Source organism: Phormidium tenue FACHB-1050 (assembly GCF_014696925.1).
Lineage (GTDB): Bacteria > Cyanobacteriota > Cyanobacteriia > Pseudanabaenales > Pseudanabaenaceae > Pseudanabaena.
In genome coordinates this window covers 14,721-41,436 of the sequence record NZ_JACJQY010000018.1, presented here as the reverse complement: position 1 = coordinate 41,436, position 26,716 = coordinate 14,721, and the positions used below count along the sequence as shown (strand labels likewise).

The window sequence follows — 26,716 nt, the reverse complement described above, 5'->3', positions numbered from 1 at the left end:
TTATTGCAATGTTTTGAGAACTGTTGATATGTCACCATTTAAGATAGCTGATACATTGAGCCGTAAGCCTTCAAATTCCCGACTATGAATAATTCCTGCGGCATTGGGAGCTAATTCCACATATTGACCATTCTCTAAAACAAACCAATCAATTTGTTGATCCAATGTCCGCCAAACAATGTATTCTTTTACCCCATTACGTTCATAGGCGCGTTTTTTAGCGTGCAAATCATAGGAAACAGTACTCGCGGCAATTTCGACAATTAATTCGGGTGAGCCTGTAATATAGCCATCCTCATCAACTTGAGCATTACCACCTAGCCGAAATAAGACTGCATCTGGTTGCGGTTCATTATCAGCATCCAGTCGGACTGTTGGCTCAATGCCAACTTCTAAGTCAGTCCTCATGGACTGGTAGGTAATTAGCCAACCAATGATTTGACTATGAGGTTTAGCATGGGGGGTAAAACGTAAGGGAGATGCCACGTATACAAGTCCTTCGATGAGTTCCGCTTTTTTAATGTTTGAGGATGTATAACGCCGCTCAAATTCAACGCGATTCAGGCGATCGCCGTTTTCCAGAATTGTTAATGTTGGTAGGGAATTGGCTATAACCATAGCTATTACAGATCTTGTAGACGTAATCTGACTGAATCACCGTGTGAGGGCAAGCCTTCGGCTTCGGTTAATAAAGCGATCGCTCCTGACACTTCTTTTAAGGCTTCGGGGCTGTACTGAATCAAACTGGAATGTTTAAGGAAAGTCTCGACACCCAGCGCCGAGGAATAACGCGCTCCGCCACAGGTAGGTAAAGTATGATTTGGACCTGCTAAATAATCCCCCACGGCTTCAGGTGTAGAATGTCCGATAAAAATAGCTCCCGCATGACGGATTTGATCGACTAATTGCCAAGGTTCTTCGACTTCAAGTTCTAGATGTTCGGGAGCAAATTGATTTGAGAGTTCGGCGGCAGTTTTCAGACTATCGACAACGACAATTAAGCCATAGTGGGCGATCGCCTTTTCGGTCATCATCCGACGGGGATGATTTTCCAGCATCCGATTGACTTCTTCACAGACACGATTAGCAAGGCGCGAATCATTGGTGAGCAGGATCGAAGCTGCCATCTGATCATGCTCTGCTTGAGCAAGCATATCTGCGGCGACATAGGTGGGGTTAGCACTCGCATCCGCAATGATTAAAACTTCTGATGGCCCCGCGATCGAGTCGATACCAACCCGCCCAAACACTTGTTTTTTCGCAAGGGTGACATAGATGTTGCCTGGCCCTGTGATTACATCAACTTTAGGAATAGTTTCCGTTCCATAGGCTAATGCAGCGATCGCTTGCGCTCCACCCACACGATAAATTTCTTCTACACCTGCCACTTGAGCAGCTACTAAAATCGCAGGATTGATTGTGCGTTCTTGCCCTGGGGGCGTAACCATTACAATCTTCTTTACCCCTGCGACTCTTGCAGGTACAGCATTCATCAAAACAGTACTTGGATAGGCGGCTTTCCCCCCAGGGATATAAATACCAGCCGAGTCAACAGGTGTGTAACGTTTGCCCAACACGACATCTTTATCGCCAAAATGTACCCAGCTTTTTGGCACACGCATTTTATGAAATTCTTCGATACGCTGATGCGCTAATTCGATCGCTTTGAGCAGTCCGCCTTTGACTTGCTGATAAGCAGCATCAAGTTCCGATCCACTGACGCGCAGTTCCGCCGCTGTAAAGTCCTGACCATCAAACTCAGAGGTATAGTGCAGAAGGGCTGTATCACCTTTGCGTCTGACCGTTTGAATGATCTCGGTGACAGTGGCTTCCTTGTGGATCATCTGATCATCATAGATGCGATCGCAAATCCGCTTGATTTCGGATTCTGCTTCAGTTCTCTGGGTGACAATTCGTAGCATAGATTGTGACGTAAGAAGCGATGATTAATCCTAGCTTAACCTGTATTCCCGTAAGTTGTGTGACCGAACATTTAAAAACCAGAAAGTGAGTAACGGTACTTCGCGCTGCTACTCACTTTCTGGGTTGGCGACAGCTATAGTTGGCGCTCCTGAGCAATAATGAAAATCTTGCAAGAGCAAGCATTTAAAGTAAGTAATGTACCTGAACTAAAATCTAAACAAAAAACTATGCAATCGTCTGATTACTTACGCCCAATACTACGCCCAATACATGGAGGAAATCGTCAATGGGCGGCGAGTATGGCTGATATATCACCAGAGCAAATCTTAGATTTTTCGGCAAGTATAAACCCTCTTGGTGTACCTAAATCAGCGATTGCCGCGATTCAGTCCCATTTAGCTGATTTGAGCCATTATCCTGACCCTGAATATACATTACTCAGAGAAGCTTTAGGCAAGTTTCATCAATTGTCATCAGAGTGGATTTTAGCTGGTAACGGTGTGGCGGAGCTATTAACTTGGGTAGGACGTGATCTTTCACAGTTATCTTCAACGGTTCTGTTTACACCTGCTTTTACTGACTACTACCGCGCTCTAAAAACCTTTGATTGTGAAGTGGAAAGATATCCATTTCTATTTGGAAATCAAGAAGTAAATTTTAATGAGGAACTACCAGAAATCTCTGATTCTCATGCCAAAGGAATCTTAATCAATAATCCCCATAATCCGACAGGCTATTTATTTACGAGAGAAAGTATTTTACCTTATTTAGAGAGGTTTGCTTTGGTAGTGATTGATGAAGCGTTTATGGATTTTCTCACGCCAGATCAGCAACAAAGTCTAATCGATTTAGTTCCATCTCATCCTAATTTAGTGATTTTGCGATCGCTGACTAAGTTCTACAGCTTGCCAGCATTGAGACTTGGCTATGCGATCGCCCATCCCGACCGTTTGCAACGTTGGCAAGCATGGCGCGATCCTTGGTGTGTCAATAGTTTAGCAGCCGCCGCAGGTATTGCCGTATTAGAAGATATAGAATTTCAGCAACAAACATGGGATTGGTTAAAAAGTGCTAAATCGCAACTATTGAAAGGCTTGTCACAAATATCAGGTTTAAATCCCTTACCAAATTCTGCAAATTATCTATTAGTCAAAACAGAAATTGCAGGTTCTATTTTGCAAAAAGAACTATTACAAAGAGATAAGATTCTCATTCGTGATTGTCTGAGTTTCCCAGAATTAGGCGATCGCTATTTCCGAGTAGCTGTACGTCTAGAACGCGAAAATCAGCGCTTGATAAAAGCGTTGTCAGGATTGATGTAGGACTTTACAAGATTAGGCTCTAGTCAGCTAATGTGGTATGGGTTCTAAAACGTCTATTTTAAGCCAATAAAAAAGACACAAATATATCGATTACGATTTAGCTAACCAATAAATTGGAGAATCGCGTAGACCAGACGGATTTGGCTGATCAAATTTCTTGAGTGCGATCGCCTTTTCTAAACACAAACTGCGATCGCGATCGTCCAACGTTATTTTTTCTCAATAGCCGAACAACTAAACTATACCAAAGCACAAAATGACGTAGCCATTTTGTGCTTTTAAAAACCTTACTGGGTTTGGTTTTTAATCCCCAAAAGTGTGGCAACACTTTTGGGGATTGGTATTATACCAAAATACAATTTTGTGTATTTAAAGACTTTACTGGGTTTGGTTTTTAATTCATAAAAGTGTTGCAACACTTTCGTGAATTGGTGTTATTGGGTGGGAAGGTAGTATCTCTTGTAAAGTTATAGCTGTCGCCATTCTTGTTAGGACATAAAACCCAAATAGTGTGAGGCGGCGCTTCGCGCCGCCTCACACTATTTGGGTTTTGATATCAAATTGCATCGCCTCTAATTTATCAAACACACTATACTCGTCTATAGCATTCGTAAATCATTTGTAGATTTTTGGGTTTGTGGAAGCGTACCCCGAAGGGGTACGCTTCCACAAACCATTTAGGATTGCTATAATTAAGCGATTTTTATCAAATTATTTGTAAAGATTAAATTTTTATTGTTGTACTTAAGGAAATTCTTATACAAATCAAATTATTCATAAATCTCGTTATACACGATATCAAACAGTGCTCATTTATAGTCTTCTTTAGTAAGATAACAACTTTAAAAAACAGCCGTGATAATCGCTTGTATTTTAAGGTTATAGATAGGAGATTCATAATGAGAATTGCCCAAGTTGCCCCACTATGGGAACAGGTTCCTCCCCCCGCCTATGGCGGTACTGAACTTGTGGTCAGCCTACTCACCGAAGAATTAGTCAAGCGTGGTCATGATGTCACTCTATTTGCTTCAGGAGATTCTACAACTTCAGCCAAATTAGAATCAGTACATCCTAGAGCCTTACGCTTGGATAATAGCGTTAAAGATCCCAATATCTATGACATGTTAAATATGAGCCGTGTATACGAAAATGCTGCTCAATTTGACATAATTCATTCCCATGTTGGTTGTGTAGCATTACCCTATACCAACTTAGTAAAAACGCCTACAGTTCATACTCTCCACGGCATTTTTACACCTGACAATCAGAAGCTATTTAGCCATGTGCGAAATCAACCATTCATTAGTATTTCCAACTCACAAAGGGATGCAAGTTTAGGCTTAAACTATGTATCCACAGTTTATAACGGCATTGCTCCTGATACTTATAACTTTCATACCCAACCCGAAAATCCACCATATCTGGCTTTTTTGGGTCGCATGTCTCCTGAAAAGGGAACTCACCTAGCCATTGAAATTGCAAAACGTTCTGGATGGCATCTCAAGATGGCTGGAAAAGTTGATGCTGTGGATGTGGAATACTTTGAAAGTCAAATCCTTCCCCATATTGATGGTGAACAAATCGAATTCCTTGGTGAAGCAAATCACCATCAAAAAAGTATTCTCATGGGGGGGGCTGTAGCTACGCTCTTCCCAATTACGTGGAAAGAACCTTTTGGACTGGTGATGATTGAATCAATGGTCACAGGAACGCCTGTGATTGCCTTGAGTTTAGGCTCTGCACCTGAGGTGATTGCTCACGGAGTTAGTGGATTTCTCTGTAAGTCTGTTGCTGAATGTGTAGATGCGATCGCAATTGTTGATCAGCTAGATCGGCGTGCTTGTCGGGATCATGTTCTGATGAATTTCACGGCGAAACGCATGGCAGATGGCTATGAAGCCGTATATCAGAAGATTTTGGCAGAGAAATATTCTCGAAACGGGCAGAGGCGCGATTTGGTAATGCAATAGCTCTCACTTTCCAGCCCCATCGCTTATTGGGAGAAGGAAATTTTTTTCATCTTCTGCGGAAGCTACGGCATACACACAAGTTATCAGCTACAGCGTGGGTTACTAATGCTCCCCCTCAATCCCCCTTAAAAAGGGGGAAGAAGAAAATTCTCCCCCCTTTTTAAGGGGGGATGGGGGGGATCTAAAACCTACAGATTGTGTGTAAACGGTAGGAGAGAGAGGCTAAGGGAGAGGGTTCTGAATATTATTACAAGGAGAAGAACACTATGTTGAGTTTGAATAGACAGGCGATCGCCCTCATTTCTGATCATGCGGACCCTGCGGCTGAGATCGGATTAGAGGAGGCTGGTGGACAAAATGTATATGTGCGTCATGTGGGCGAAACCCTTGCGGCTTTGGGTTGGCATGTAGATATGTTTACTCGCAAAGTCCATGCTGACGATGATGAGATTGTGCAGCATTCGCCCCATTGCCGAACGATCCGACTCAAAGCAGGTGCAGAAACATATATTCCTAGAGATAGATTGTTTGAACATATGCCAGAGTTTGTGAGTTCATTCCAATCTTTTCAAAGGACTCAAGGTCTAAATTATCCATTAATTCATACTAATTATTGGCTATCTGCATGGGCGGGACTGGAGTTACAGAAAACCAGTAATATTCAGTTGGTGCATACTTATCATTCTCTGGGAGCGGTGAAGTATCAGTCTTTGGTGGAAATCCCTCAAGTTGCGAATACTCGTCTGCGGATTGAGCGAGAGATTTTAGAGCGGGCTAATTGTGTGGTGGCGACCAGTCCTCAAGAGCAAGAAACTTTGCGATCGCTTGTTTCAACCCGTGGGCAAATTGAAATAATTCCCTGCGGAACCGATACTGATAACTTTCGGTTAACCTCTAAGGCTCATGCGCGGACACATTTGAAATTAGGTACTCATGAAAAGGTGATTCTTTATGTGGGTAGATTTGACGAACGAAAGGGTATTGAGACTTTAGTAAGAGCTTGTGCCCTGCTAAAGGAGAAGAATATCCCCAACCTGAAGCTGATCATTGTCGGTGGAAGTTCTGCAAATATGCCTGATGGAGATGAGAGAAAAAGGATTGAAAACATCGTCAATGACTTAGGCTTGAAGGACAACACTCTCTTTGCGGGTAGGATTGGGCATGATATTTTGCCGATGTACTATACTGCGTCTGATGTGTGTGTAATTCCTAGTCATTACGAACCCTTTGGATTAGTAGCGATCGAGGCTATGGCTTGTGGCGTACCTGTGGTTGCTTCTAATGTCGGTGGACTAAAGTTTACGATTATTCCTGAAGAAACTGGACTTTTAGTTGAGCCGAAAGATACTGAAGCTTTTGCTAGCAGCATTTACCGCATTCTATTTGATGATTTATGGGTCAGGAAAATGCGTAAACAAGCATCTGCCAATGTGAATCAACGATTTAGTTGGGCTGGAGTAACGATTCAGTTGAGCGAACTCTATCGTCATGTGCTAGCGCGATCAATTATGCATGAGCAAGCTTGGAGTTACAAGATGCCAAATACTACTAGATCGGCGTAGGCTTGCCAATTTACATGTTTCTCCTATTCCCTCTCTGGGCGTAGGAGAGCAATTTTCAATTCCAAATCTTAGGGTTTACGCAAAAACGACTTGAATTCTACATTTTGTCGTAGTGGTAATTCCTGAACTGCCTTTACATTTCGTTCTTTGGCGTAAGCCCTAATTCTAAACAAATCAAAGAGAAATCACGATGAAAACCGAGTGATTTAATGAGAAGTAAATTAATATCCCATTTGGTTCTATTTTTAGCAACTTTAAGTCTGTTTACCGCCTGCTCTTTAAATTGGAATGGGATTAGAGGATCGGGAATCATTAAAACTGAATCCAGAGAAGTTACGACATTTTCATCAATTATCTTTAAATCTGTGGGCAAACTCAAGATCCAGCAGACTGGCAAAGAATCTCTCACAATTATCGCTGAGGATAATATCCTACCAATCCTAGAAAGTCGTGTCTCTGGTCAAACTCTATACATCAATAACATTAACTCTTCCAGTATCGATCCGACTCAGCCCATTGAGTTCTTGGTGGAGATCAAAAGCTTGGAGAGACTAGATATCAATGGAGTCGGTAGTATTGAAGTGAAGGATATTCAAGGTAAACATTTATCGGTTTCGCTGGATGGAGTGGGTAGTATAGCGATCGCGGGAAATGTGGATGTATTGGATCTTTCTCTCTCTGGGGTCGGCAGCTTTAATGGTGAAGATTTGAAGGTAAAACAAGCTAAAGTTCGCAATAAAGGTGTAGGTAGCGCGGTAGTCAATGTGAGTGAGCAATTAGACGCATCTATCTTAGGGCTAGGCTCAATAGAATATATTGGTTCTCCTCAAGTTACGGAATCTGTGAAAGGCTTAGGAGAAATCAAGAAACGTTAGACTTAAGAACAATTAAAAAAAAGTAAAACAATGAAAAAAATGGCTTTGTTGCATGATTAAATCCTTACGTACTAAGGGCTTGAGGCTATAAATCCGCATAAAAATACCGTTTTTTCTAGATCCAAACCGCTGAAATCTTTGTGGGGATTGGCTTATTTGTGCAACAACGCCGTTTTCAGGAATAATTTTAACTGCTAGTTTTACAACTCTTTATAAATACACAAACAACTTATTCCTTTGTGTATTAAGTCATGCTTGGTTTAATGGATGTATTGGATTAGCTCTATATGTCGGCAATAATGGAACCTTACTGCTAGATTTGGATTGGAAAGTAATTGTAGTTTTTTCCCTTGAGCTAATAGTCTCTATCTGTTTAGGAATTGCCTATAGCCGTAAGAACCCCCTTATATTAAACAATAATTTCAAACCCAGAAAAAGAACTTCACTTAATGACAATCATGAATAACAGCTACCCAGAGAACCATTCACCATTAAAATTCTTTCTACTTGTTTTTGGACTTTCTATCCCTTTATGGATAATTGAAACAAGAATTGATGTAAAAGGATTACCGTTAGATATTCCTATAACAGACATTTTAGCTGCATTCACACCAACGATTGCTGCTAGCATTCTCGTTTATAAAGAAGAAGGACTTATTGGTGTTAAAAAACTGTTTAAAAGGATTTTAGATTTCCCAAGAATCACCCAAAAGATATGGTACGGGTGTGCAGTATCTCTGCCATGTTTAGTATATGTGTTGATATACATCATCATTTATCTCTTAGGATTACCGCTTCCATTTAACTTTCATATTCCTTTTCTTTCTATCCCTTTTCTCTTTTGTTTGTTCTTTCTTGGAGCTGCTGCCGAAGAAACTGGCTATATGGGTTATGCGATCGATACTATACAAGAAAGGTTTAGTGCTTTATCCGCAGGTATCCTTATCGGTGCTGTTTTATTAGCCATTACAACGATCGCCATAACTTGGCTATGGGGAACAGAAACTCTGAGTGAATATCGTTTTTTAGAACAATCCGCATCGAAAGGTGTGGCATGAAGAACTCGAAGCGTATAGGAGAGCTGCTAGGTCCAACCCTGATGGTAATGGTTGCTTCGGAGTTTCCGCTTATTCAACCGCATCTCTACGACGAACAGATCCCGCCAGTCGTCTACCTCTCTGGAGTTCTCATGTTTGTCGCGGGTTTGGCAATTGTGCGATCGCATAACCTATGGCAACGTAACTGGACTCTGTTGATTACAATCTGTGGCTGGTTCTTGCTGGCTCTCGGACTGTTCCGAATGTTCGCCGCTAGTTTCTACCAACAGACAACTGGCAACACAAGTTCACTCTTTTTTATAATTGTCGAATGTATCCTATTTGCAATTGGTTCTTTGATAACGTGGAAGTCATATGCCCGTGCCGCAAAATCATAAGCAGGCATTTTAACCCTTTACGATCGCCTAAAAATCACGACTCATGGGAATAGCGATCGCCTTTAGAAGATAGATTGTTGGTGCGATCGCTTAGAAATCAAGACTTACAATAATAGCGATCGCATTTCCAAGTTAGACCACTTCACTACCTTAAACCTTGATGACCTGATTTCAAGGTTTAGGCGCTGGTTAGAGGCTATACTCTAATCTGACAATATTTTTTGGCTGTATTAGCGATCGCCTAGTACAAAGGATCAATGACGAACGGACAAAACGGAATAAACGGACAAAAGAAAAAATTAGAAACTCAACTCTGGAATATTGCCGACTCACTGCGGGGCAAGATGAATGCCGATGAGTTTCGGGATTATTGTTTGGGGTTTATTTTTTATAAGTATCTGTCGGAGCGTCAGTATCTTTTTGCTAATGGTATTTTGGCGGAGGATAAGATTGATTTTTTGGGGCTTGATGAGTCCTCAGCAGAGGGGCAGGAATATTTAGAGGCTATTAAAGAGGAGTCGATCGCGGGGTTAGGTTATTTTCTGAAACCGTCGGAGTTGTTTGGGGCTTTGGCGAAACGATCGCTGGGGAATAAGCAGACGGAGGAGATTGATAAGCTGACGGATGAGGATTTTGAAAAGAGTTCGGTGTTTATTCTGGACGATCTAACTCAGGTGCTGAATAACATCGAGCGATCGACGATGGGGAAGGAGAGTGAGGAGGATTTCGATCATTTGTTTGAGGATTTGGATCTGACTTCGACGAAGTTGGGACGGACTCCGAAAGCTAAGAATGCGCTAATTGCGAAGATTTTGGTGCATTTGAATAAGATTGATTTTCGGTTGGATGACAGCGAAAGTGATGTGTTGGGCGATGCCTACGAGTATTTGATTGGGCAGTTTGCCAGTGGTGCGGGGAAAAAGGCGGGGGAGTTTTATACGCCACAACAGGTTTCTAAGGTGTTGGCGAAAATTGTGACGACGGGAAAACGGCGGCTAAAGTCAGTATATGATCCGACTTGTGGATCGGGTTCGTTGCTGTTGCGGGTGGCGCGGGAGGTGGATGAGGTTGGCGATTATTACGGACAGGAGATGAACCGCACGACCTATAACCTTGCCAGAATGAATATGATTTTGCATGGGGTGCATTATCGAAATTTTGATTTGCGACAGGAGGATACGCTGGAGCGTCCACAGCATGAGGGTATGCGGTTTGAGGCTGTCGTTGCGAATCCACCGTTTTCGGCACATTGGAGTGCGAATAAGCTGTTTGAGTCGGACGATCGCTTTAGTCAGTATGGGCGGTTAGCACCGAGTTCTAAGGCGGATTTTGCGTTTGTGCAGCATATGCTCCATCATTTGGATGAGAATGGAACGATGGCGGTGGTATTGCCGCATGGGGTTTTATTTCGGGGTGCGGCGGAGGGGGAGATTCGCAAGTATTTGATCAATGAGCGCAATTGGTTGGATGCGGTGATTGGGTTGCCTGCGAATATTTTTTATGGAACGAGTATTCCCACTTGTGTGTTGGTGTTTAAGAAGTGTCGGGAGCATCCGCAGGATATTTTGTTTGTTGATGCGAGTGCCTATTTTGAGAAGGCGAAGAATCAGAATTTTTTGCGGGATGATGATGTGGATAAGATTGTGGCGACTTATCGAGAACGTTTACAGGAAGAAAAATATAGTTATCGTGCGCCGTTGTCGGAGGTTGCAGAAAATGATTTTAATTTGAATATTCCGCGTTATGTGGATACGTTTGAGGAGGAGGAGGAGATTGATTTGGCGGCGATCGCCTTGGAGTTGCGATCAATGGATCGGGAGATGGCGGACAATGATCGCGTGATTCGCGGGTTTTGTGAGGAGTTGGGGATTGATGCGCCGCTATAATTTAGGGAATAGGTAATAGGGAATATGAATACTCAGTTGTGGGTTTCTTCTTCTCATCTGTACGATGATTTTATGCTGCGGGTCATTGGTTTGAGTCATCAAGCAAATTTTTCATTAAGTGGTTCAATTAAGGATTATTTGACTATGAATTATCGGCTTAAGTTAGAGCAAATCGATAAGCTAAAGGCTTGGTTAGATGGCTTCAGACCGTTGGAACCGATGATCGTCGCTGAACTCAAAAAGCTCTATGATGTGCGCTTTACTTATAACTCGAATGCGATCGAGGGTAATACGTTAACTCAGAGTGAAACAGAATTAGTTTTAACGAAGGGAATTACGATTGGGGGCAAAACCCTTGATGAACATTTAGAGGTGATCGGGCATAAGGATGCGATCGATTATGTTGAAGGATTAGCCCAAAGAGATACGGAAATTAATGAATGGGAAATTAGGCAAATTCACAATTTGATTCTCCGCAAAATCAACCCTGATGAGGCGGGGCGTTATCGCACTCTGGATGTGATGGCGGCTGGTACAAATTATCGTTATCCTCCTCATTATTTACTATCTCAGTTAATGGGAGATTTTATGATCTGGCTAAATTCGGAAGCTGCTTTAAGTCTCCATCCGCTTGAATATGCGGCGATCGCGCATTATCGGTTTGTCTCTATTCATCCTTTTCGCGATGGGAATGGTCGAACGGCTAGATTATTAATGAATTTGCTGTTAATTCGGGCGGGCTATCCGATTGTGGTGATTGATAACCAAATCCGCAATGATTATATTAATGCTTTGGCGTATGGGCAGCAAAACCAAGATGATTTAAGCCAGCTTTATGATTTAGTTTTTGATGCGGCGATTAGTTCTCTTGTGGAGGTTTTAAGGTTGTTGGTGACTGCTGGTAGTAGTAGGGGGAAGGGAGAGAGTTTTTATGGGGAGATTATTGGTTTTTTGGGTGATGGGGGAATAGGTAATGGGTAATATAATAAAGGCATTCCCTATTCCCTGTTACTCATTACCTAAAATCAACGCTTATAGTAACTTTGCAAATCAACTTAGGATGATCACAACGATGAACATAACTTTAACGCCCGATCAAGAAAACCTTGTGCAGTCTAAAATTTCAACTGGTAAATATCGATCTATGCAGGAAGTTATTGAAATTGCGCTGCTTTTATTTGATGAATATGAACAAGCAGAAAGTGAGTGGAGTCTTTCTGTTAGGGAAAAGATTCAAGCTGCGATCACTATATCGGAGCAAGTGCCGTCTGTTGATGGGGAAAGTTTTGTTTCGGGTGGGTCACAAATGAAGTCTCAATCTAACATGGCAGTTCATCCGATTAATCAATTGGCGGGAAAAGTAGAGGCTTTTAGAAAGGTTAATGCTGTGGCTTGGCAACAGCAAGTTAGGAGTGAGTGGGATAAAACTAAATCAGATTTTACTTTGATTGAGCAGTAAGAAATTTTGAAAGGAGTTTTAATTTATGAACACGATGATCCAATTTACCGCTAAGGTGGTGCAAGGTAAAATTGTTATTCCTGATGAGTATATGAGTGTGGTTGGCAATGATGTAATTGAAGTAACTATCAAACCTAGGTCGTCTCGACTGATGGATCGTCTTGCTGAAAAACCTTTAACAGCAGTTGGCTGGCGTGATTTGTCAAGGGATGAGATTCATGAACGATTCTAGCTTAACTATTATCAATCCGTTTTTAAAAGTGGGGAATAGGTAATGGGTAATTGGTTGAAGAAAAATGTGCCTGTGTTGAGATTTCCTGAGTTTAAAAAAAGTTGGCAGCCGAAGACTTTGGAAGAATTAGCTGATTGGAGTTCTGGCGGGACACCATCTAAAGACAATCCAGACTATTGGGGTGGTGATATTTCTTGGATCAGTGCATCATCAATGTATTTCAATATACTTTCTGATTCTGAACAAAAAATAACAGAACTTGGCTTAAAAAATGGTTCAAGACTAGCTACTAAAGATTCAATTTTAATACTTGTACGTGGAAGTATTCTTTATAATCGTATTCCTATGGGAATAACAGGTAGAGATTTGGCGTTTAATCAAGATGTTAAAGCTTTAGAAATTCACGATAAAAGAGAATTATTTTTCCTATTTTACTGGTTAAAAGCAAACGAAAACCTTCTAAAATCTCTAGTTTCTGGGACAGGTATTGGAGCTGGCAAATTAGATACTTCTCAATTAAAAGCACTAATTGTTTTCAAACCACTTATCGCTGAACAGGAAAAGATAGCGAGTTTTTTGGGGGCAGTAGATACCCGCCTCACCCAACTGCGCCGCAAGCACGAACTCCTGCAAACCTATAAAAGGGGCGTAATGCAGAAAATCTTTTCTCAACAAATTCGATTTAGGTGCGACGACGGGCAGCCCTTCCATAATTGGGAAAAGAAAAAGCTAGGTGATATGGCTATAAATGGCTTTTCCAATGGCGTTTTTAATGATCCTAGTAAAGTAGGTTGGGGATATAGATTAATTAATGTAAAAGATATATATACTAGCCGTTCTATTAATGTTGATTCGTTGACTATGTTAAATCTAGAAGAGGAAGAATTCAGAAAAAATCAGGCTGAATATGGAGATATATTTTTTACTCGATCATCTCTCGTGAAGGAAGGAATTGCTCACTCTAATATTTTATTGAGTCAAGATCAAGATATTACTTATGATGGACATTTAATTAGATTTCGATTTAATCACGAATTCTATCTACCCCAATTCTTAGGATTAGCATTAAAATCCGCTAAAGTTCGACAACAATTAGTTGCCCGTGGTAAAACTGGAACTATGACGACAATAGGGCAAGAAGACATTGCGTCTGTTCAGGCTCTTATTCCCTGTAAACAAGAACAAGAAAAAATAGCTGGTTTTTTGACGGCGATTGATCAAAAGATTGAAGCGATCGCCAAACAAATCGAATTAACCGAACAATTCAAAAAAGGCTTGTTGCAAAAAATGTTTGTATAGTGCCTGTAGTCGTTGCTGCTTATAGTTAACCAAAGCCAAATACTTGCTTAATTGCCCCATCAACCCTAGCCAAATCTTCCCCACTCAACTGCCCCCTTACCCTCACTAACCTTTGCCGATGGTCGATCGGACGAGTCTGTAAACAATCCGCAATTGATCGTTTCGTTAATCCATTCATTGCCGATGGCTCTAAATCAATATTCGTCGATATACGCGTCTTTTTCTCATTCCATTCAGTAATCGGCACAACCTGAATCACAGGCACACGCGCATTGTAAACATCATTTGTCACAATAATACAAGGTCGAACCTTCCCAGTTTCAGAACCTCTAGTCGGTTCCAAATCAATATCAATAATCTGTCCGCGCCGCAAACTATTCATTCTGGCCAGCCAGCGATCGCGCTATCCGTCAAAGCTTGCAAATCCGCATCCTCAGCATAAACCTCTGCATATAGATCCGCCGACATCTCCAACGAATATAATTCCTGTTGCAATTTCCCCAGCGCCACCCGAATCAATTCATCCTGATTCTGAAAACCATACTGCCAAGATTGCTGCACAAACGTCCACAACGACTCATCCAAATTAAACTGCGCTTGCACCATAAAACACCTCTCCCAAGCCTATTATTCTTTAGTCTAGCAAAGGTTTGCTGCAAAAATGTTTGTGTAAACCGTTAAAATAGTAGCAAAATCAGCCAACGAGTGATTTTCCATGATTGCAGCCCAAGAAAACTCCCCGCAAATGACCCCAGAAGAATACTTTGCTTGGGAAGAAAAGCAACTAGAAAAGCACGAACTGATTAACGGTCAAGTTTACGCCATGAGCGGCGGTAGCGTTAATCATGGTCGCCTTGCCATCAGACTTACTGCCATGTTTGATAGTCACTTAGAAAATAGCAGTTGCATAGCAGGCAATTCTGACATCAAGATTAATATTGTTGCAACCAAAAACTATACCTACCCCGATGCCAGCGTCACCTGCGACGATCGCGACAAAAACACCCCAAATCATTTCACCTATCCCTGCCTCATCGTTGAAGTTCTATCTCCTAGCACTGAGACATACGACAGAAGCGGCAAATTTAGACTGTACCGCAAAAATCCAAACTTACAAGATTATTTATTAGTGAGTTCTACTAGCATTGAAATGGATTTGTATCACAAAAACGAAGCAGGAGATTGGTTAATTATCAACTACCAAGAAGGCGACACCATCGAACTTAAAAGCATCAATCTAAGCTTTCCCATTGAACAAATCTATCGCAACCTCGACCTTACCGAAGTAATAGGGAATAGGGAATAGGATAAAAGCATTACCCATTACCTGAAAAACGAATAGGGAATAGGGAATAGGGAATAAAAGCATTACCCATTACCCATTACCTGAAAGCATTACCCATTACCTAAAACCATGACCCAATCAGAACAAGAACTAGAACAAAACCTCATTGAACGCCTAACGGGACTCGGCTACGAACCCGTCACCATCCGCAACGCCGAAGATTTGCGAAATAACCTCAAAACCCAACTCGAAAAACATAATAAAACCCAACTCAGTCCCGAAGAATTTAAGCGAGTCCTCAACCACCTCGACAAAGGCAACATCTTTGATCGCGCCGAACGACTCCGCGACAAAATGGAACTGATCCGCGATGACGGCACAGCCACTTATTTAGAATTTTTAAATATCGAACATTGGTGTCAAAATCAATACCAAGTCACCAACCAAGTCGCCCAACAAGGCAACTACAAAAATCGCTACGACGTAACTTTATTAATCAACGGGCTTCCCCTCGTCCAAATCGAACTCAAACGCCGAGGACTCGATCTCAAAGAAGCCTTCAACCAAATCAACCGCTACCAACGCCACTCATACGGCGCAGACTTTGGACTATTTCAATATGTGCAAATTTTCGTCATCTCCAACGGCGTAAATACTCGCTACTACGCCAACAACCGCAAACAAGAATACAAACAAACCTTCTACTGGGCAGATGTAGAAAACAACCTCATCACCCAACTCGACGACTTCGCCACCGCCTTTCTGGAGAAATGCCACCTCTCCAAAATGATCTGCAAATACATCGTCCTGCACCAATCCGACAAAGTGCTGATGGTGCTGCGTCCCTACCAATATTACGCCGTCGAAGCGATCATTGAGCGCGTCAAAAATACCGACAAAAACGGCTACATCTGGCACACCACAGGCTCAGGCAAAACCCTCACCAGCTTCAAGGCAGCCCAAATCCTCACCGCACTCCCAAAAGTTCACAAAGTCTTATTTGTGGTCGATCGCGCTGACCTCGATTACCAAACCAGTAAAGAATTCAACCACTTCAGCCCCGATTGCGTAGATACCACCGACAACACCAAAGAACTCGTCAATCAGATGACAGGCGACAGCACTCTGATTGTCACCACCATCCAAAAGCTCAATAATGCCATCCGTAACCCGCGCCATGAATCCGTCATGTCACTACTACGAGATCAGCGTATCGTCTTCATTTTCGATGAATGCCATCGCTCCCAATTTGGCGAAACCCACAAAAATATTGTCAAATTCTTCCCCAACGCCCAAATGTTCGGCTTCACTGGTACACCCATCTTCGCTGAGAAGAATGTCTATATTAAAGACGGTGTAAAACTATGCACAGCCACCTTATTTACCGAATGCTTGCATAGGTATGTGATCACTAATGCGATCGCCGATGAAAACGTGCTTAAATTCTCCGTTGAATATTGGGGGAAAATCAAACGCAAAGACGGCAGCCTCATCACTGAACCCAAACTCGATCGAGAATTTTTTGAAAACCCTGATCGCATTTCCCTAATCGTTGATTGGATCATCGCCAACCATAACCGCAAAACCCACAGTAAAAAATTCTCTGCGATCCTTTGCGTCAGTAATATTGATAGCCTACTGACCTATTACGAAGCCTTTAAAAACAAACAAAAACAGGGTTTACATGACTTGCGAATCGTGACGATCTTCACCCCCAGTATTAACGAAGAGGACGACGACGCAAACGGCTTGATTGGTGAACCAGATTTCGATTTAAAAACTGATTTAAAAGTCAATTCCCACAGTCGCGACAAACTCACCGAATTTATCACCGATTACAACGCCCTTTATCAAACTCAACATTCCGCCAGAGACAGCAAAGCCTTCTACACTTACTACAAAGACATCTCTAAACGGATGAAAGACCGCGATCGGGAAAACGCTCAAGATAGCGATCGCGCCGATATTTTGTTAGTCGTAAATATGTTTCTCACGGGCTTTGATGTCAAAAAGCTCAATACGCTTTATGTCGATAAAAATCTCCAGTATCACGGACTGATTCAAGCCTATTCCCGCACCAACCGCATTTTGGGCGAACTCAAATCCCAAGGCAATATCGTCTGCTTCCGTAACCTCAAAGACAACACAGATCAAGCCGTCGCCCTCTTTTCCGATCCTAACGCCAATGAAGAGATCTTTATCGAACCCTACGAGCATTACATCGAAGAGTTTAACAAAGGCGTGCAGGAATTAAGAGCGATCGCCTCTATCCCCAACGATGTCAATAAACTCATCAGCGAAGACGACCAAGTTAAATTTGTCAAAGCCTTTCGTAATCTCATCCGTCTCCTTAACGTCAGTAAATCCTTCACCGAGTTTGATTTTACTGCCCTCAACATGGACGAACAGACCTTTGACGACTATAAGAGCAAATATCTCGACATCCACGACCGCACGCGATCGCGCAAAGAGGAAGAAGATAAATCCCTCATTGAAGAAGTTGATTTTGAACTAGAACTCATACAGCGCGATGAAATCAACGTCTCGTATATTCTCAAACTCCTAGCCGAACTCCGTCAAAACACCAAAACCACTGAAGAAGACTATCAAAAGAGAAAAGAGGCTATTCTCGAACTCGTTGGGCAAGAAGTCCAGTTACGCAGCAAACGCGATCTCATTGAAAAATTCATTGATGAGCGAATGCCCACAATTAAACCAGAAGATGCGATCGCCACCGTATTTCAGAACTTCTGGAATCAAGAACGTATGGTTGCGATTCAGCAACTCTGCTCTAAGGAAAATTTAAAACCTGAAGCCGTCAACCAAATGATCGCCGACTACAAATTTACTGGCAAAGAACCGTTACGCGATACAGTTCTAAACGCCTGTAACGAAAAGCCCAAACTATTAGAGCGCAAAAAAATCTTTGATCGCGTTGTATCGCAATTCCTCGACATTATCAACAAATTCGATGACGCTCTTGGCGCATTTGAAGAGGAAGAGAATAATAGCGATCGCCTTTAGGAGATAGATTGTTGGTGCGATCGCTTAGAAATCAAGACTTAACAATAATAGCGATCACCATAACTTAGCTATTACATTTTGTAGCGTATTCAATCAACTCATTCACGAAATCAAGCGATCGCCTGACATAGTTAAAATATCTACATAAAAAATGATGCTTATTCAAACATGGCGATTTGTAATCCTCATATTAGCTGGATTTAGCTTAAGCGTAGGTTTGTTTATGAGTTACTCGTTGAAATCACCACCAATAGTCATTATCATCGTAATGATCTTAGCTTTGTTGGCGATCATTACGATGTACGGGCGCGATCGCTGGCAATCTAGGACTGATAAACTACGGGTCAAATTAGCAAATGGACAACAATCAATTGAGCCTAAAACCTATGACTCCAAAGAGATTGTAGACTTACCAGAGCCTGTACAGCGATTTTTTAAGGCTGTGCTTCAGGATGGACAAGCGATCATAGCAAAAGTTGAACTCTCTCAGCACGGACAGTTTCATATGAATGAAACAGAGGTTAAATGGCATAAGTTTACTGCTACGCAACTTGTCACTACTCAAAGCCTAGGTTTTGATTGGGATGCAAAAATCAAGATGATTCCATTCATAAATGTATTTGTCCATGATACCTATCTACGAGGAGAGGGAAATCTACAAGCATCGATACTGGGTCTTTTCACGGTTGCCAAAATGCACAATACGCCTGAATTAAATCAAGGCGAATTATTACGGTTCCTTGCGGAATCAGTTTGGTATCCGACATCATTGCTGCCTAGTCAGGGTGTAATCTGGGAAGCGATCGATCAGCATTCTAGCCGAGCCACTTTGACCGATGGAAAGACAACTGCCTCGGTTGTATTTCAGTTTGATGCAGAAGGATTAATTACCAGTATGCGTGCTGAAGAGCGTTGTCATAGCGTAGTTGGTGATAAATTGACCTTTATGCCTTGGGTCGGTAATTTTCGAGAATATGAAGTCCATCATGGAATGCGGATTCCCTTAGAAGGGGAAGTAGGTTGGGAGCATCTAGAAGGACTGAGACTCTATTTTAAAGGAACGATTACAAAGATTAATTATGAGTTTGCGCTGTAATAAATCAAGTTAGGACTTACGCAAAAATGCCTTGAAACTCGCATTTTATAGTAGGGGCAATTCATGAATTGCCCCTACATTTCATCCTCTTGCATTAGTCATAAAAGTATTAAAAAAATCAAGTCTAAAAAAATCAGTCATGTACTAAAACTATGGAAAATGTATTAATTGATAAAATACTTCGCGATCGCGCAGGTGAAGGTGAAATTGTTCTTGTCCAGATGCCGAACTTGCCGATCATTGTCTGGAGTGTAGCTAGTTTGTTAAAGCTATTTTTTACAACAGGAAAAATTTCTATCGGATTAGAAGTAATCGCTTTTGGAGCTTTATTTACTTGGGCTTGGGAAGAACTATTTCAAGGCGTTAATTACTTTCGGAGAGCCTTAGGACTTATTGTCCTTGCCAGTATGATCCTGTCGAAAATTCAGTAGCTATTTCAGTAACTATAGTTGCGATCGCGTCATTAATTTTATTAGTGTGGAAAAGTATTATGGAAAATGAAAGTAAAGATAGTTCAACTACATCCGATGATTCAGCAGGTAGCAAAACACTTCTTCTTAAAAAGGTACTCGATCAAAACGAAGAAATCAAAGAAAATGTAGAGGAATCTGCGGATCAACTTAGTTCAGTCAATGCAGTCCTCAAAAATGATGATAAAGTTATTCCCCCCTTTCCCACCATCGAAGAGGTAATTACTCAAAACGAAGAAGCTGAGAAAAAGGTTGCCGAAGCTGCGGAAGATCTCGAACAGGTTAATACCCAACTGACCCAACAAGTCGCTGAAAGAACTGATATCGAATTTGAACTAAAGCAAACAAAGCAAGAGCTATCTGAGGTGCGTACTGATTTATCGAAATCTCAAGCAAAAGAGAAAGATGCAGTACATATGGCACTTCATGATTCCCTAACAGGGCTTCCAAACCGTTTGTTGTTAGAGCAACGTCTTGAGCATGGATTGATTCAATCAAAACGACATGGTTGGAAACTTGCGCTGATGTTCATCGATTTAAATAAATTTAAGAACATTAATGATTCTTATGGTCATGATATTGGAGATAAAGTGTTGTTCGCTGTAGCAAAACGGTTACAAGATTTTGTGCGCGGTGAAGATATCGTGAGTCGATGGGGAGGTGATGAATTTATCTGTATCCTGTTAGACGTTAAGCTAGAAGATGCAGTAATTAAGCTTGCCAAAAGGATGGCTGCTCGAATTGCTGAAGAATATGATTTTGAAGGAACTAAGGTTTCTCTAAGTGCCACGATTGGGATTGCCATATGTCCTAGGGATGGAGAAACGGCTGACATCCTTTTTAAACAGGTGGATAGAGCTATGTATAGATCGAAAGGAACCGATCAGAGCGTTATGCTGTTTAGCGAATCTATTTTGGATATTCCTCCTATTGAATAGATGCTTTCCTCTTTTAAAACAATAAGCAAATAAACCAAGAACTCAAGTTCTTGGCTAAAAGCTCAAGTCCACTGAAGTGGACTACAGACTAGTTTAAATTAACCCGTTTCAACGGGTTTTCAAGGTAGAAAATGGTTACGCCATTTTCTACCTTGGTATTAGTCCGTACTTGAATGCATTGCTACTGCGTAAGTCCTAACTTCTATAGGTAACACTCCATGAAAAAAGTATCTTTCTTTGATCGCCGTTTATTTTTATTAGGAATATCCTTATGGCTCTATATCATGGGACTTGTGTTCCCTTCTCTTGCTTTTGAGATCATCAACTATAAGACAATTCATTCAGGTATCATAGTTGATATGAGAGGAATTGAAGTAACTGCTTGGGGCATACTTGGATTATTATTTCTCCAAATACCTGCGATCGGCTGGCTTGCCAATCCACTTTATTGGTTCTCCTGTGTATCTTTTGTAAAGAAGAAATACCAGCTTTCTAAATTCACCGCCCTTGCTGCAATTGTTGTTGGTTTTATCGGAACAATATCCGCATATTGGTTTGCTTTGCCAAATGGGAGTAGTCCTGATAGTCAAATTTTATTAACTAAATTATTAATTGGTTTTTGGTTATGGCTTGCTGCTCCTGCATTTCTAATGATTGTTGATTTTATCTATTTGCAATATAGGAGTCGTGCCAATGTTCATGAATAAAAAAAGGAGAAGTAGAAGACTAAATTTGGATAAATTGCCAATTTTGTTAGTAGCAATTATTTTTTCTTTACTTGTTTTTGAGGATAAGGCGATCGCGCAAGCTGCGGATGTCCCCAAACCTAATCTTAGCGGTGACTTTAGCAGTATATTTTTACAAGGAAATCGTGGCTTTTATGCTGTCCCAAAGTGGCTAGTAATTGAGTCCGTAGAATCAGAAAGAAATGGTGGAACTATAAATTGTCGGTACAGCCCAAATGGAGAGATCCGATCCCGCATTCCAAGAGGCTCTATTCTTACGGCTGTTTTTAACAAAACTGCAAAAGGGAGAGTTCCCAATCCCCATACTGATGCTGATGATGCGATCATTTTAGACAGTAGTGGCTTTCCTTGGTTGCGGGTAATCGGCACAAGAGAGGAGTTAGCATATCCTGTAAAGCCCCTGACTTTCGATGACTTAGGAGTGTGTTATGTGAGGGCGAATTTAAAATATATTGCTCCAATTAATCCTGATGCAATCAATTTTTACTATCAAAAAGTATCTCGTTCTTATTGTGCTAGTAAGCCTTTGTATTGCTTACCTAGCATCTCTCATTGGTTATCACTAAGATAATCGAATCGTACCGTCCACTACATGGGCGGTAAGTAATCCTCAATTAATTAACACAATATCAATAATAAAATGCCCGACACCACTCCCCTAGCAATCACTGAATCTGCAACAATTGAAGTCGGAGGAAGGACATATATTCCTATTGATAGAAGTTTGATTTCTCCTTGGATTTGTGTCATTGGTGAACATCCGATCGCTACCTTGACCTTAAAAGATGACGATTTATTCTTGATTACGGATACCTTAGGCAATATCTCTGACCTTAGCTGTCGCCTTGGTGGTATCGAAGACAGTATGGGATTGTTTTGCCGTGACACTAGATTTCTCAGTCGCTTAGAGTTACAAATTAATGGGCGATCGCCTATTTCCTTTAGTAGTACGGCGCGTAAAGGCTTTGCAATGACAGTTTTATGTGCAAACCCCGAAATTGAGAATGGCAAGGGTGGTCAAATTAAGACTGAAACCATTGATATTCATCGGGAAATTGTGATTAAAGGTGGTTTTTTTGAGCAGACACAAGTAACAAACTACAATACTCATCCCGTAAGCTTTACGCTCAGTTTGAGCTTAGATGCTGATTTTCTAGACTTGTTTGAAGTGCGGGGGGCTAAGCGCGAAAAAAGGGGCAATTTTCTCCGCTATCTACCCAATCAAGATCAGAAATCTGCGGAAATATTACCCAAAGAAATTGTGCTTGCCTATGAAGGAATTGATGGTTCTTTGATGGAATCACGAATTCAATTTGACTATTTTCAGCCCCAAGAAATTCAGGGCTATACTGCCATCTGGCATTTAGACTTAGCCGCCCATGAATCGCGAACAATCGGCTATCGGATTCATTTGTTTACAAATAATTGTCCGACCTCGATAGTCAGTGTCCCTGAAACCTTTACACAGGCAAAAACTGAGGAGTTATTAGAGGAGAAACTCTGGACTGAGCAAATTACTAAAATTCAGACGGATAATAAATCCCTGAATCATGTGATCGATCGCGCTGTGCAGGATGTTTATTTGCTCAGACAGACATCGGAAAAGCATAACTTCCTCTCAGCAGGAGTGCCTTGGTTTTCGACTTTATTTGGTAGAGACTCGATCATTTCTGCTTCGCAAACCTTGGTTTTAGATCCCACGATCGCTCGTGATACGCTTTCTCTCTTGGCTTACTTTCAAGGCAAAGTCGATAACGAATGGCAAGATGAACAAAAGGGGAAAATCCTCCATGAAATCAGGCTAGGAGAGATGGCTCGTTGTGGGGAAGTTCCCCATACTCCCTATTACGGAACTGTGGATGCAACTCCTCTCTGGTTAATGCTCTATGCTGAATATTATGCATGGACTGCGGATCAGCCCACCTTAGAGAATCTATGGCCGAACGCGCTCTCGGCGATGGCGTGGATCGATCGCAACTGTCAAGAAACGGGCTATCTCCGTTATCATCGTTCTTCGGACAAAGGTTTGCTCAATCAGGGCTGGAAAGACTCGGAAAATTGCATCGTCAATAGTAAAGGAGAAATTGCTGAGGGAGCGATCGCTTTATGTGAAGTGCAGGGCTATGTCTACGCCGCCAAAATCCGCATGAGTGAGTTAGCCGAAAAAAGACATTTGTTCGATCTGGCGGAACTTTGGCGTTCGCAGGCGAAGGATTTAAAATCACGATTCAATCAAGATTTTTGGATGCCTGATCAAGACTATTGCGCGATCGCTTTAGATGGAGCAGGTAAGCAGGTGGATAGTGTTGCTTCTAATGCTGGGCATTGCTTGAATTTAGGTATTTTTGATTATGAAAAAGCGATTAGTGTAGCCGCCCGTTTAAATGCTCCTGATATGTTTAATGGTTGGGGAATTCGGACTTTGAGCAGTCTTTCACCTGCCTACAATCCGATGGGATATCACATTGGTTCCGTTTGGCCCCATGATAATAGTCTGATCGCGATCGGGATGCGATCGCATAGTCTTGTCAAACAGTCATTGCGAATCGCGCAAGGCTTAATCGATATGACGATTTCTCAGCCCTATCACCGTCCGCCTGAGCTATTGTGTGGCTACGCGCATGATGGTTTTAGTTTTCCTGTGCAGTATCCTGTCGCCTGTTCACCACAAGCTTGGTCAACGGGAAGCATTTTCCAATTAATTGGAATCATGATTAATTTTGTTCCCGATGCGCCTAATAATCAACTGAGGATTCTCGATCCATGTTTACTTAATTCTATTAATCGCCTATCGATTCAAAACTTGCGAATTGGGCAAACATTACTCGATCTAGAGTTTGAGCGTTCTGGTGATACTACCGCCTGTCGTGTCAATAAAAAACGCGGCAATGTCCGCGTCATTATTGAGGCATAAATAGAAGTGTGGCGCTTTGCGCCACACTTCTATTTATTAGGAAATGTAGTAGGGGCAATTCATGAATTGCCCCTACTAGAGCAATGCAAGAGATAGCTAGGACAAATCAAAACCCAAAAGATGAGGGGCGGCGCTTCGCGCCGCCCCTCATCTTTTGGGTTTTATGTCCTAAGCAAAACTTACATTGCTATATTATGCACTTCGTCCTACAAATAGGTTGTAGACAATGCCGATCACGGCAAGAACTAAAAGTATGTGGATTAAGCCGCTACCAATGTTAATTGAGAAACCTAATATCCACAAAATAATGAGTACACCAACACCAGTCCAGATTAGATTTAGCATGTATTTCTCGTTGATTTAAAATATCAAGTGGTTAAACTTGCTGTAAGATTTTTGCCGAAATTTGTCGCTCTGAGAGCTGTTCAGATGTTTCAATACTGATGATGCGATCGCCCATTTTATTCATTTCAAGGCGCTCTCTCAGTTTATCCTTGGCAGTATTTGACCCAAATATCAAGATAGAGTTAGCATCACGAACACTTGCAATGATTTCATCATAGTAAGTGTTTAGTTGTTCCTGAAAAATGCTTTGGATAAGATGTTCTTCTGGCTTTTGAAGCGATCGAGAACTACTTTTAAAAGATGAATTTATAAATGGTCGATGGCATTTCTCAGATTCTGGTACTACTTTTTTGATCTCTTCCCTTGTCTCCATAACGGATACAATTATCGCTTTTCTATAGTCAATCCATAACCCTGCTTTGCTCATCTAAGTATCGCCCTTGATTTATGGTTTTCTTCAAGTCAGATAGAAGTCTGTAGAGGTTTAAAGGGCTTCGCTTACAAAAGTGTGATGACAAGTTGTAAGCGAAAAACTAAATCCAGTAAGTCTGCTTAAAGCACAAAATGAACTAACCATTTTGTGCTTTAAGCAGACTTTGACAACTTAAAATATTAGTAATTCAAAGAAGTCATGAGAGCAGCTTTTGCAGAGGCAATTTGTGAATTGCCTCTGCAATAAAAATATTAGTCAATCGCTTTTTTGACATTATCTTTAACATCTTCAGCGGCATGACGAACTTTTGCCTCAGCTTGTTTTGACTTGCCTTCCAATTGATCCTTGGTATCACCAGTTAGATCGCCTACAGATTCTTGGATTTTGCCTTCGACGTTTTTGGCAGTTGCCTTAGCTCTATTTTCCAAACTCATGATGTATGCTCCTAATTAAACTTGAGAACTGTTGTTCAAAGTTGCATCCACAACTCTGAACTTATGTCATTACTATGACAAACAGATATTTGAGTTTTTGAATGAATTGATTAAATTGATTGAATAAGATACAAATCATAATCTTTGGACTTAAGCAAAAAAAGCAAAGTAAGGGCAATTCATGAATTGCCCTTACTTTGCTTTTTTGCTGGTTTGCTATATATGTTCAACTTCCCCCGTTCGCTGCTCATTCAACTTCTTTACAAATTTGGGATCTTCAGTTTTGAGTAACTTATCCCAGAATGTGAAGTAAAGCCCGTAGTGTAGATTGTACTTGAGATGATGAAGAGAATGGTGCTCAGGACCAATAAACCACTTACCTAGCCAATGGTGGGGAAAGGACAGAGGGAGTCGATCAGTTCCTAAATGGTTTAATACTGCCCAAATTGTCATCGTAGTTAGTACGGCGATCAAGGTGATGAAATGTAATGGCAGGATAAAAACAATCGTGATCAAAAAGAGTGAACTAACGATCGCCTCTAGTGGATCAAAGGCAAATGAAGTCCAAGGTGTCGGATAGCGCGATCGATGGTGTCCTTGGTGTGCCCATGAAAACAGTGATGGATGATGAAACAGTTGATGTGTAAAGTAAAAATAGGTATCCTGAAGAATCAAAACTAGGACATAACTCACACCTAAATACCAAAGCCCATACTGGTGTGGATCGCTATATATGCGTGTAAGCCCCCAATTATAAGCTGACAAGATAAAGGCTGAGGCGATCGCAAATACTACCGTCGACAGCACCGAAAGTTTAATATCACTTTTAATTAATTCCCAAGAAGGATTCTGGCGTAGATTTTTTTCTAATAATGGTTGACGAGATGGTGAATAAAAGAATAAGTACATCCCCCCCGCCACTAGAAAATATCTGATAAGGATAATCCCAAAAAGTGCCATAACATAGAAACCAAATGAGTGATCTAGCAATTTAGTCTCCTTGTATTATCCCTTTACAGCCTTTTGAGGCTTTGAGTAGTACAGAGAAGTTTTTGGAAGCGGCACTCC

27 protein-coding genes are annotated in these 26,716 nt (G+C 41.4%); 19 read left to right on the top strand and 8 right to left on the bottom strand.

Going from position 1 to position 26,716, the window contains the following annotated elements; genetic code table 11:
• Both H6G05_RS12540 and hisD read right to left on the bottom strand, forming a co-directional pair.
• A complete protein-coding gene (locus H6G05_RS12540) occupies nucleotides 1–618 on the bottom strand; it encodes a Uma2 family endonuclease (RefSeq protein ID WP_190578498.1) in 618 nt (205 codons plus the stop codon).
• Nucleotides 619–623: 5 nt separating this feature from the next.
• Nucleotides 624–1,922, bottom strand: coding sequence for a histidinol dehydrogenase (gene hisD / locus H6G05_RS12535; protein ID WP_190578497.1), 1,299 nt, complete (start codon nucleotides 1,920–1,922; stop codon nucleotides 624–626).
• Between the two features lie 255 nt (nucleotides 1,923–2,177).
• Between hisD and cobD the strand changes: the two genes are divergently transcribed.
• From cobD to H6G05_RS12480, 11 genes are all read left to right on the top strand, one after another.
• Nucleotides 2,178–3,245 (top strand): threonine-phosphate decarboxylase CobD, encoded by a 1,068-nt coding sequence (gene cobD, locus H6G05_RS12530; protein WP_190578537.1) that lies wholly within the window; start codon nucleotides 2,178–2,180, stop codon nucleotides 3,243–3,245.
• Between the two features lie 899 nt (nucleotides 3,246–4,144).
• A complete protein-coding gene (locus H6G05_RS12525) occupies nucleotides 4,145–5,215 on the top strand; it encodes a glycosyltransferase family 4 protein (RefSeq protein ID WP_190578496.1) in 1,071 nt (356 codons plus the stop codon).
• A gap of 266 nt (nucleotides 5,216–5,481) precedes the next feature.
• Nucleotides 5,482–6,777: a glycosyltransferase gene (locus H6G05_RS12520; RefSeq protein WP_190578495.1), complete on the top strand. Its 1,296-nt coding sequence runs from the start codon at nucleotides 5,482–5,484 to the stop codon at nucleotides 6,775–6,777.
• A gap of 209 nt (nucleotides 6,778–6,986) precedes the next feature.
• On the top strand, nucleotides 6,987–7,652 hold the full coding sequence (locus H6G05_RS12515) for a GIN domain-containing protein (protein WP_190578494.1): 666 nt from the start codon (nucleotides 6,987–6,989) through the stop codon (nucleotides 7,650–7,652).
• A 449-nt stretch (nucleotides 7,653–8,101) separates the two neighbouring features.
• Nucleotides 8,102–8,710 carry a hypothetical protein gene (locus H6G05_RS12510; RefSeq protein WP_199310497.1) on the top strand — a complete coding sequence of 203 codons (609 nt, stop codon included), beginning with the start codon at nucleotides 8,102–8,104 and terminating at the stop codon, nucleotides 8,708–8,710.
• Complete coding sequence (locus tag H6G05_RS12505; protein WP_190578493.1) at nucleotides 8,707–9,087, top strand: hypothetical protein; 381 nt, start codon at nucleotides 8,707–8,709, stop codon at nucleotides 9,085–9,087. Before H6G05_RS12510 ends, H6G05_RS12505 begins: the two co-directional genes overlap by 4 nt.
• Nucleotides 9,088–9,344: 257 nt before the next feature.
• Entirely contained in the window at nucleotides 9,345–10,973 is a 1,629-nt protein-coding gene (locus tag H6G05_RS12500; protein WP_190578492.1) for a type I restriction-modification system subunit M, read from the top strand.
• 24 nt (nucleotides 10,974–10,997) lie between these two features.
• Nucleotides 10,998–11,954 carry a Fic family protein gene (locus H6G05_RS12495; protein WP_242025466.1) on the top strand — a complete coding sequence of 319 codons (957 nt, stop codon included), beginning with the start codon at nucleotides 10,998–11,000 and terminating at the stop codon, nucleotides 11,952–11,954.
• The gene (locus H6G05_RS25040) at nucleotides 11,947–12,432 is read left to right on the top strand and encodes a ribbon-helix-helix domain-containing protein (RefSeq protein WP_199310495.1); all 486 of its coding nucleotides are present in this window, start codon (nucleotides 11,947–11,949) and stop codon (nucleotides 12,430–12,432) included. The genes H6G05_RS12495 and H6G05_RS25040 overlap by 8 nt, the downstream gene beginning before the upstream one ends.
• A gap of 25 nt (nucleotides 12,433–12,457) precedes the next feature.
• Nucleotides 12,458–12,664, top strand: coding sequence for a hypothetical protein (locus tag H6G05_RS12485; protein ID WP_190578491.1), 207 nt, complete (start codon nucleotides 12,458–12,460; stop codon nucleotides 12,662–12,664).
• Nucleotides 12,665–12,706: 42 nt separating this feature from the next.
• Nucleotides 12,707–13,963, top strand: coding sequence for a restriction endonuclease subunit S (locus tag H6G05_RS12480; RefSeq protein ID WP_190578490.1), 1,257 nt, complete (start codon nucleotides 12,707–12,709; stop codon nucleotides 13,961–13,963).
• Between the two features lie 25 nt (nucleotides 13,964–13,988).
• Here the strand turns inward: H6G05_RS12480 and H6G05_RS12475 are convergent, their stop codons facing one another.
• On the bottom strand, nucleotides 13,989–14,345 hold the full coding sequence (locus tag H6G05_RS12475) for a type II toxin-antitoxin system PemK/MazF family toxin (protein ID WP_190578489.1): 357 nt from the start codon (nucleotides 14,343–14,345) through the stop codon (nucleotides 13,989–13,991).
• A complete protein-coding gene (locus tag H6G05_RS12470) occupies nucleotides 14,342–14,569 on the bottom strand; it encodes a hypothetical protein (RefSeq protein ID WP_190578541.1) in 228 nt (75 codons plus the stop codon). Before H6G05_RS12470 ends, H6G05_RS12475 begins: the two co-directional genes overlap by 4 nt.
• A 109-nt stretch (nucleotides 14,570–14,678) precedes the next feature.
• Here H6G05_RS12470 and H6G05_RS12465 point away from each other — a divergent pair, with 109 nt between their 5' ends.
• From H6G05_RS12465 to H6G05_RS12430, 8 genes are all read left to right on the top strand, one after another.
• Complete coding sequence (locus tag H6G05_RS12465) at nucleotides 14,679–15,269, top strand: Uma2 family endonuclease (RefSeq protein WP_190578488.1); 591 nt, start codon at nucleotides 14,679–14,681, stop codon at nucleotides 15,267–15,269.
• Nucleotides 15,270–15,377: 108 nt separating this feature from the next.
• Nucleotides 15,378–18,272 (top strand): type I restriction endonuclease subunit R, encoded by a 2,895-nt coding sequence (locus tag H6G05_RS12460; protein WP_190578487.1) that lies wholly within the window; start codon nucleotides 15,378–15,380, stop codon nucleotides 18,270–18,272.
• Nucleotides 18,273–18,495: 223 nt separating this feature from the next.
• The gene (locus tag H6G05_RS12455; RefSeq protein WP_190578486.1) at nucleotides 18,496–19,368 is read left to right on the top strand and encodes a DUF6920 family protein; all 873 of its coding nucleotides are present in this window, start codon (nucleotides 18,496–18,498) and stop codon (nucleotides 19,366–19,368) included.
• A gap of 152 nt (nucleotides 19,369–19,520) precedes the next feature.
• A complete protein-coding gene (locus tag H6G05_RS12450) occupies nucleotides 19,521–19,799 on the top strand; it encodes a hypothetical protein (RefSeq protein ID WP_190578485.1) in 279 nt (92 codons plus the stop codon).
• Between the two features lie 59 nt (nucleotides 19,800–19,858).
• The gene (locus H6G05_RS12445; RefSeq protein ID WP_190578484.1) at nucleotides 19,859–20,776 is read left to right on the top strand and encodes a GGDEF domain-containing protein; all 918 of its coding nucleotides are present in this window, start codon (nucleotides 19,859–19,861) and stop codon (nucleotides 20,774–20,776) included.
• A gap of 218 nt (nucleotides 20,777–20,994) precedes the next feature.
• A complete protein-coding gene (locus tag H6G05_RS12440; protein ID WP_190578483.1) occupies nucleotides 20,995–21,483 on the top strand; it encodes a hypothetical protein in 489 nt (162 codons plus the stop codon).
• Between the two features lie 25 nt (nucleotides 21,484–21,508).
• Nucleotides 21,509–22,093, top strand: a complete 585-nt coding sequence (locus tag H6G05_RS12435; protein WP_190578482.1) for a hypothetical protein — start codon at nucleotides 21,509–21,511, stop codon at nucleotides 22,091–22,093.
• Between the two features lie 69 nt (nucleotides 22,094–22,162).
• The gene (locus tag H6G05_RS12430) at nucleotides 22,163–24,436 is read left to right on the top strand and encodes an amylo-alpha-1,6-glucosidase (protein WP_190578481.1); all 2,274 of its coding nucleotides are present in this window, start codon (nucleotides 22,163–22,165) and stop codon (nucleotides 24,434–24,436) included.
• 192 nt (nucleotides 24,437–24,628) lie between these two features.
• Here H6G05_RS12430 and H6G05_RS12425 read toward each other — a convergent pair whose 3' ends face one another.
• The 4 genes from H6G05_RS12425 to H6G05_RS12410 all read right to left on the bottom strand — a co-directional run bounded on the left by H6G05_RS12425 (nucleotide 24,629) and on the right by H6G05_RS12410 (nucleotide 26,557).
• Nucleotides 24,629–24,781: a lmo0937 family membrane protein gene (locus H6G05_RS12425; protein ID WP_190578480.1), complete on the bottom strand. Its 153-nt coding sequence runs from the start codon at nucleotides 24,779–24,781 to the stop codon at nucleotides 24,629–24,631.
• Between the two features lie 31 nt (nucleotides 24,782–24,812).
• Entirely contained in the window at nucleotides 24,813–25,208 is a 396-nt protein-coding gene (locus tag H6G05_RS12420) for a hypothetical protein (protein WP_190578479.1), read from the bottom strand.
• 257 nt (nucleotides 25,209–25,465) lie between these two features.
• Complete coding sequence (locus H6G05_RS12415; protein ID WP_190578478.1) at nucleotides 25,466–25,648, bottom strand: CsbD family protein; 183 nt, start codon at nucleotides 25,646–25,648, stop codon at nucleotides 25,466–25,468.
• A 216-nt stretch (nucleotides 25,649–25,864) separates the two neighbouring features.
• Complete coding sequence (locus tag H6G05_RS12410; protein WP_242025464.1) at nucleotides 25,865–26,557, bottom strand: sterol desaturase family protein; 693 nt, start codon at nucleotides 26,555–26,557, stop codon at nucleotides 25,865–25,867.
• Nucleotides 26,558–26,716 lie beyond the last annotated feature (159 nt).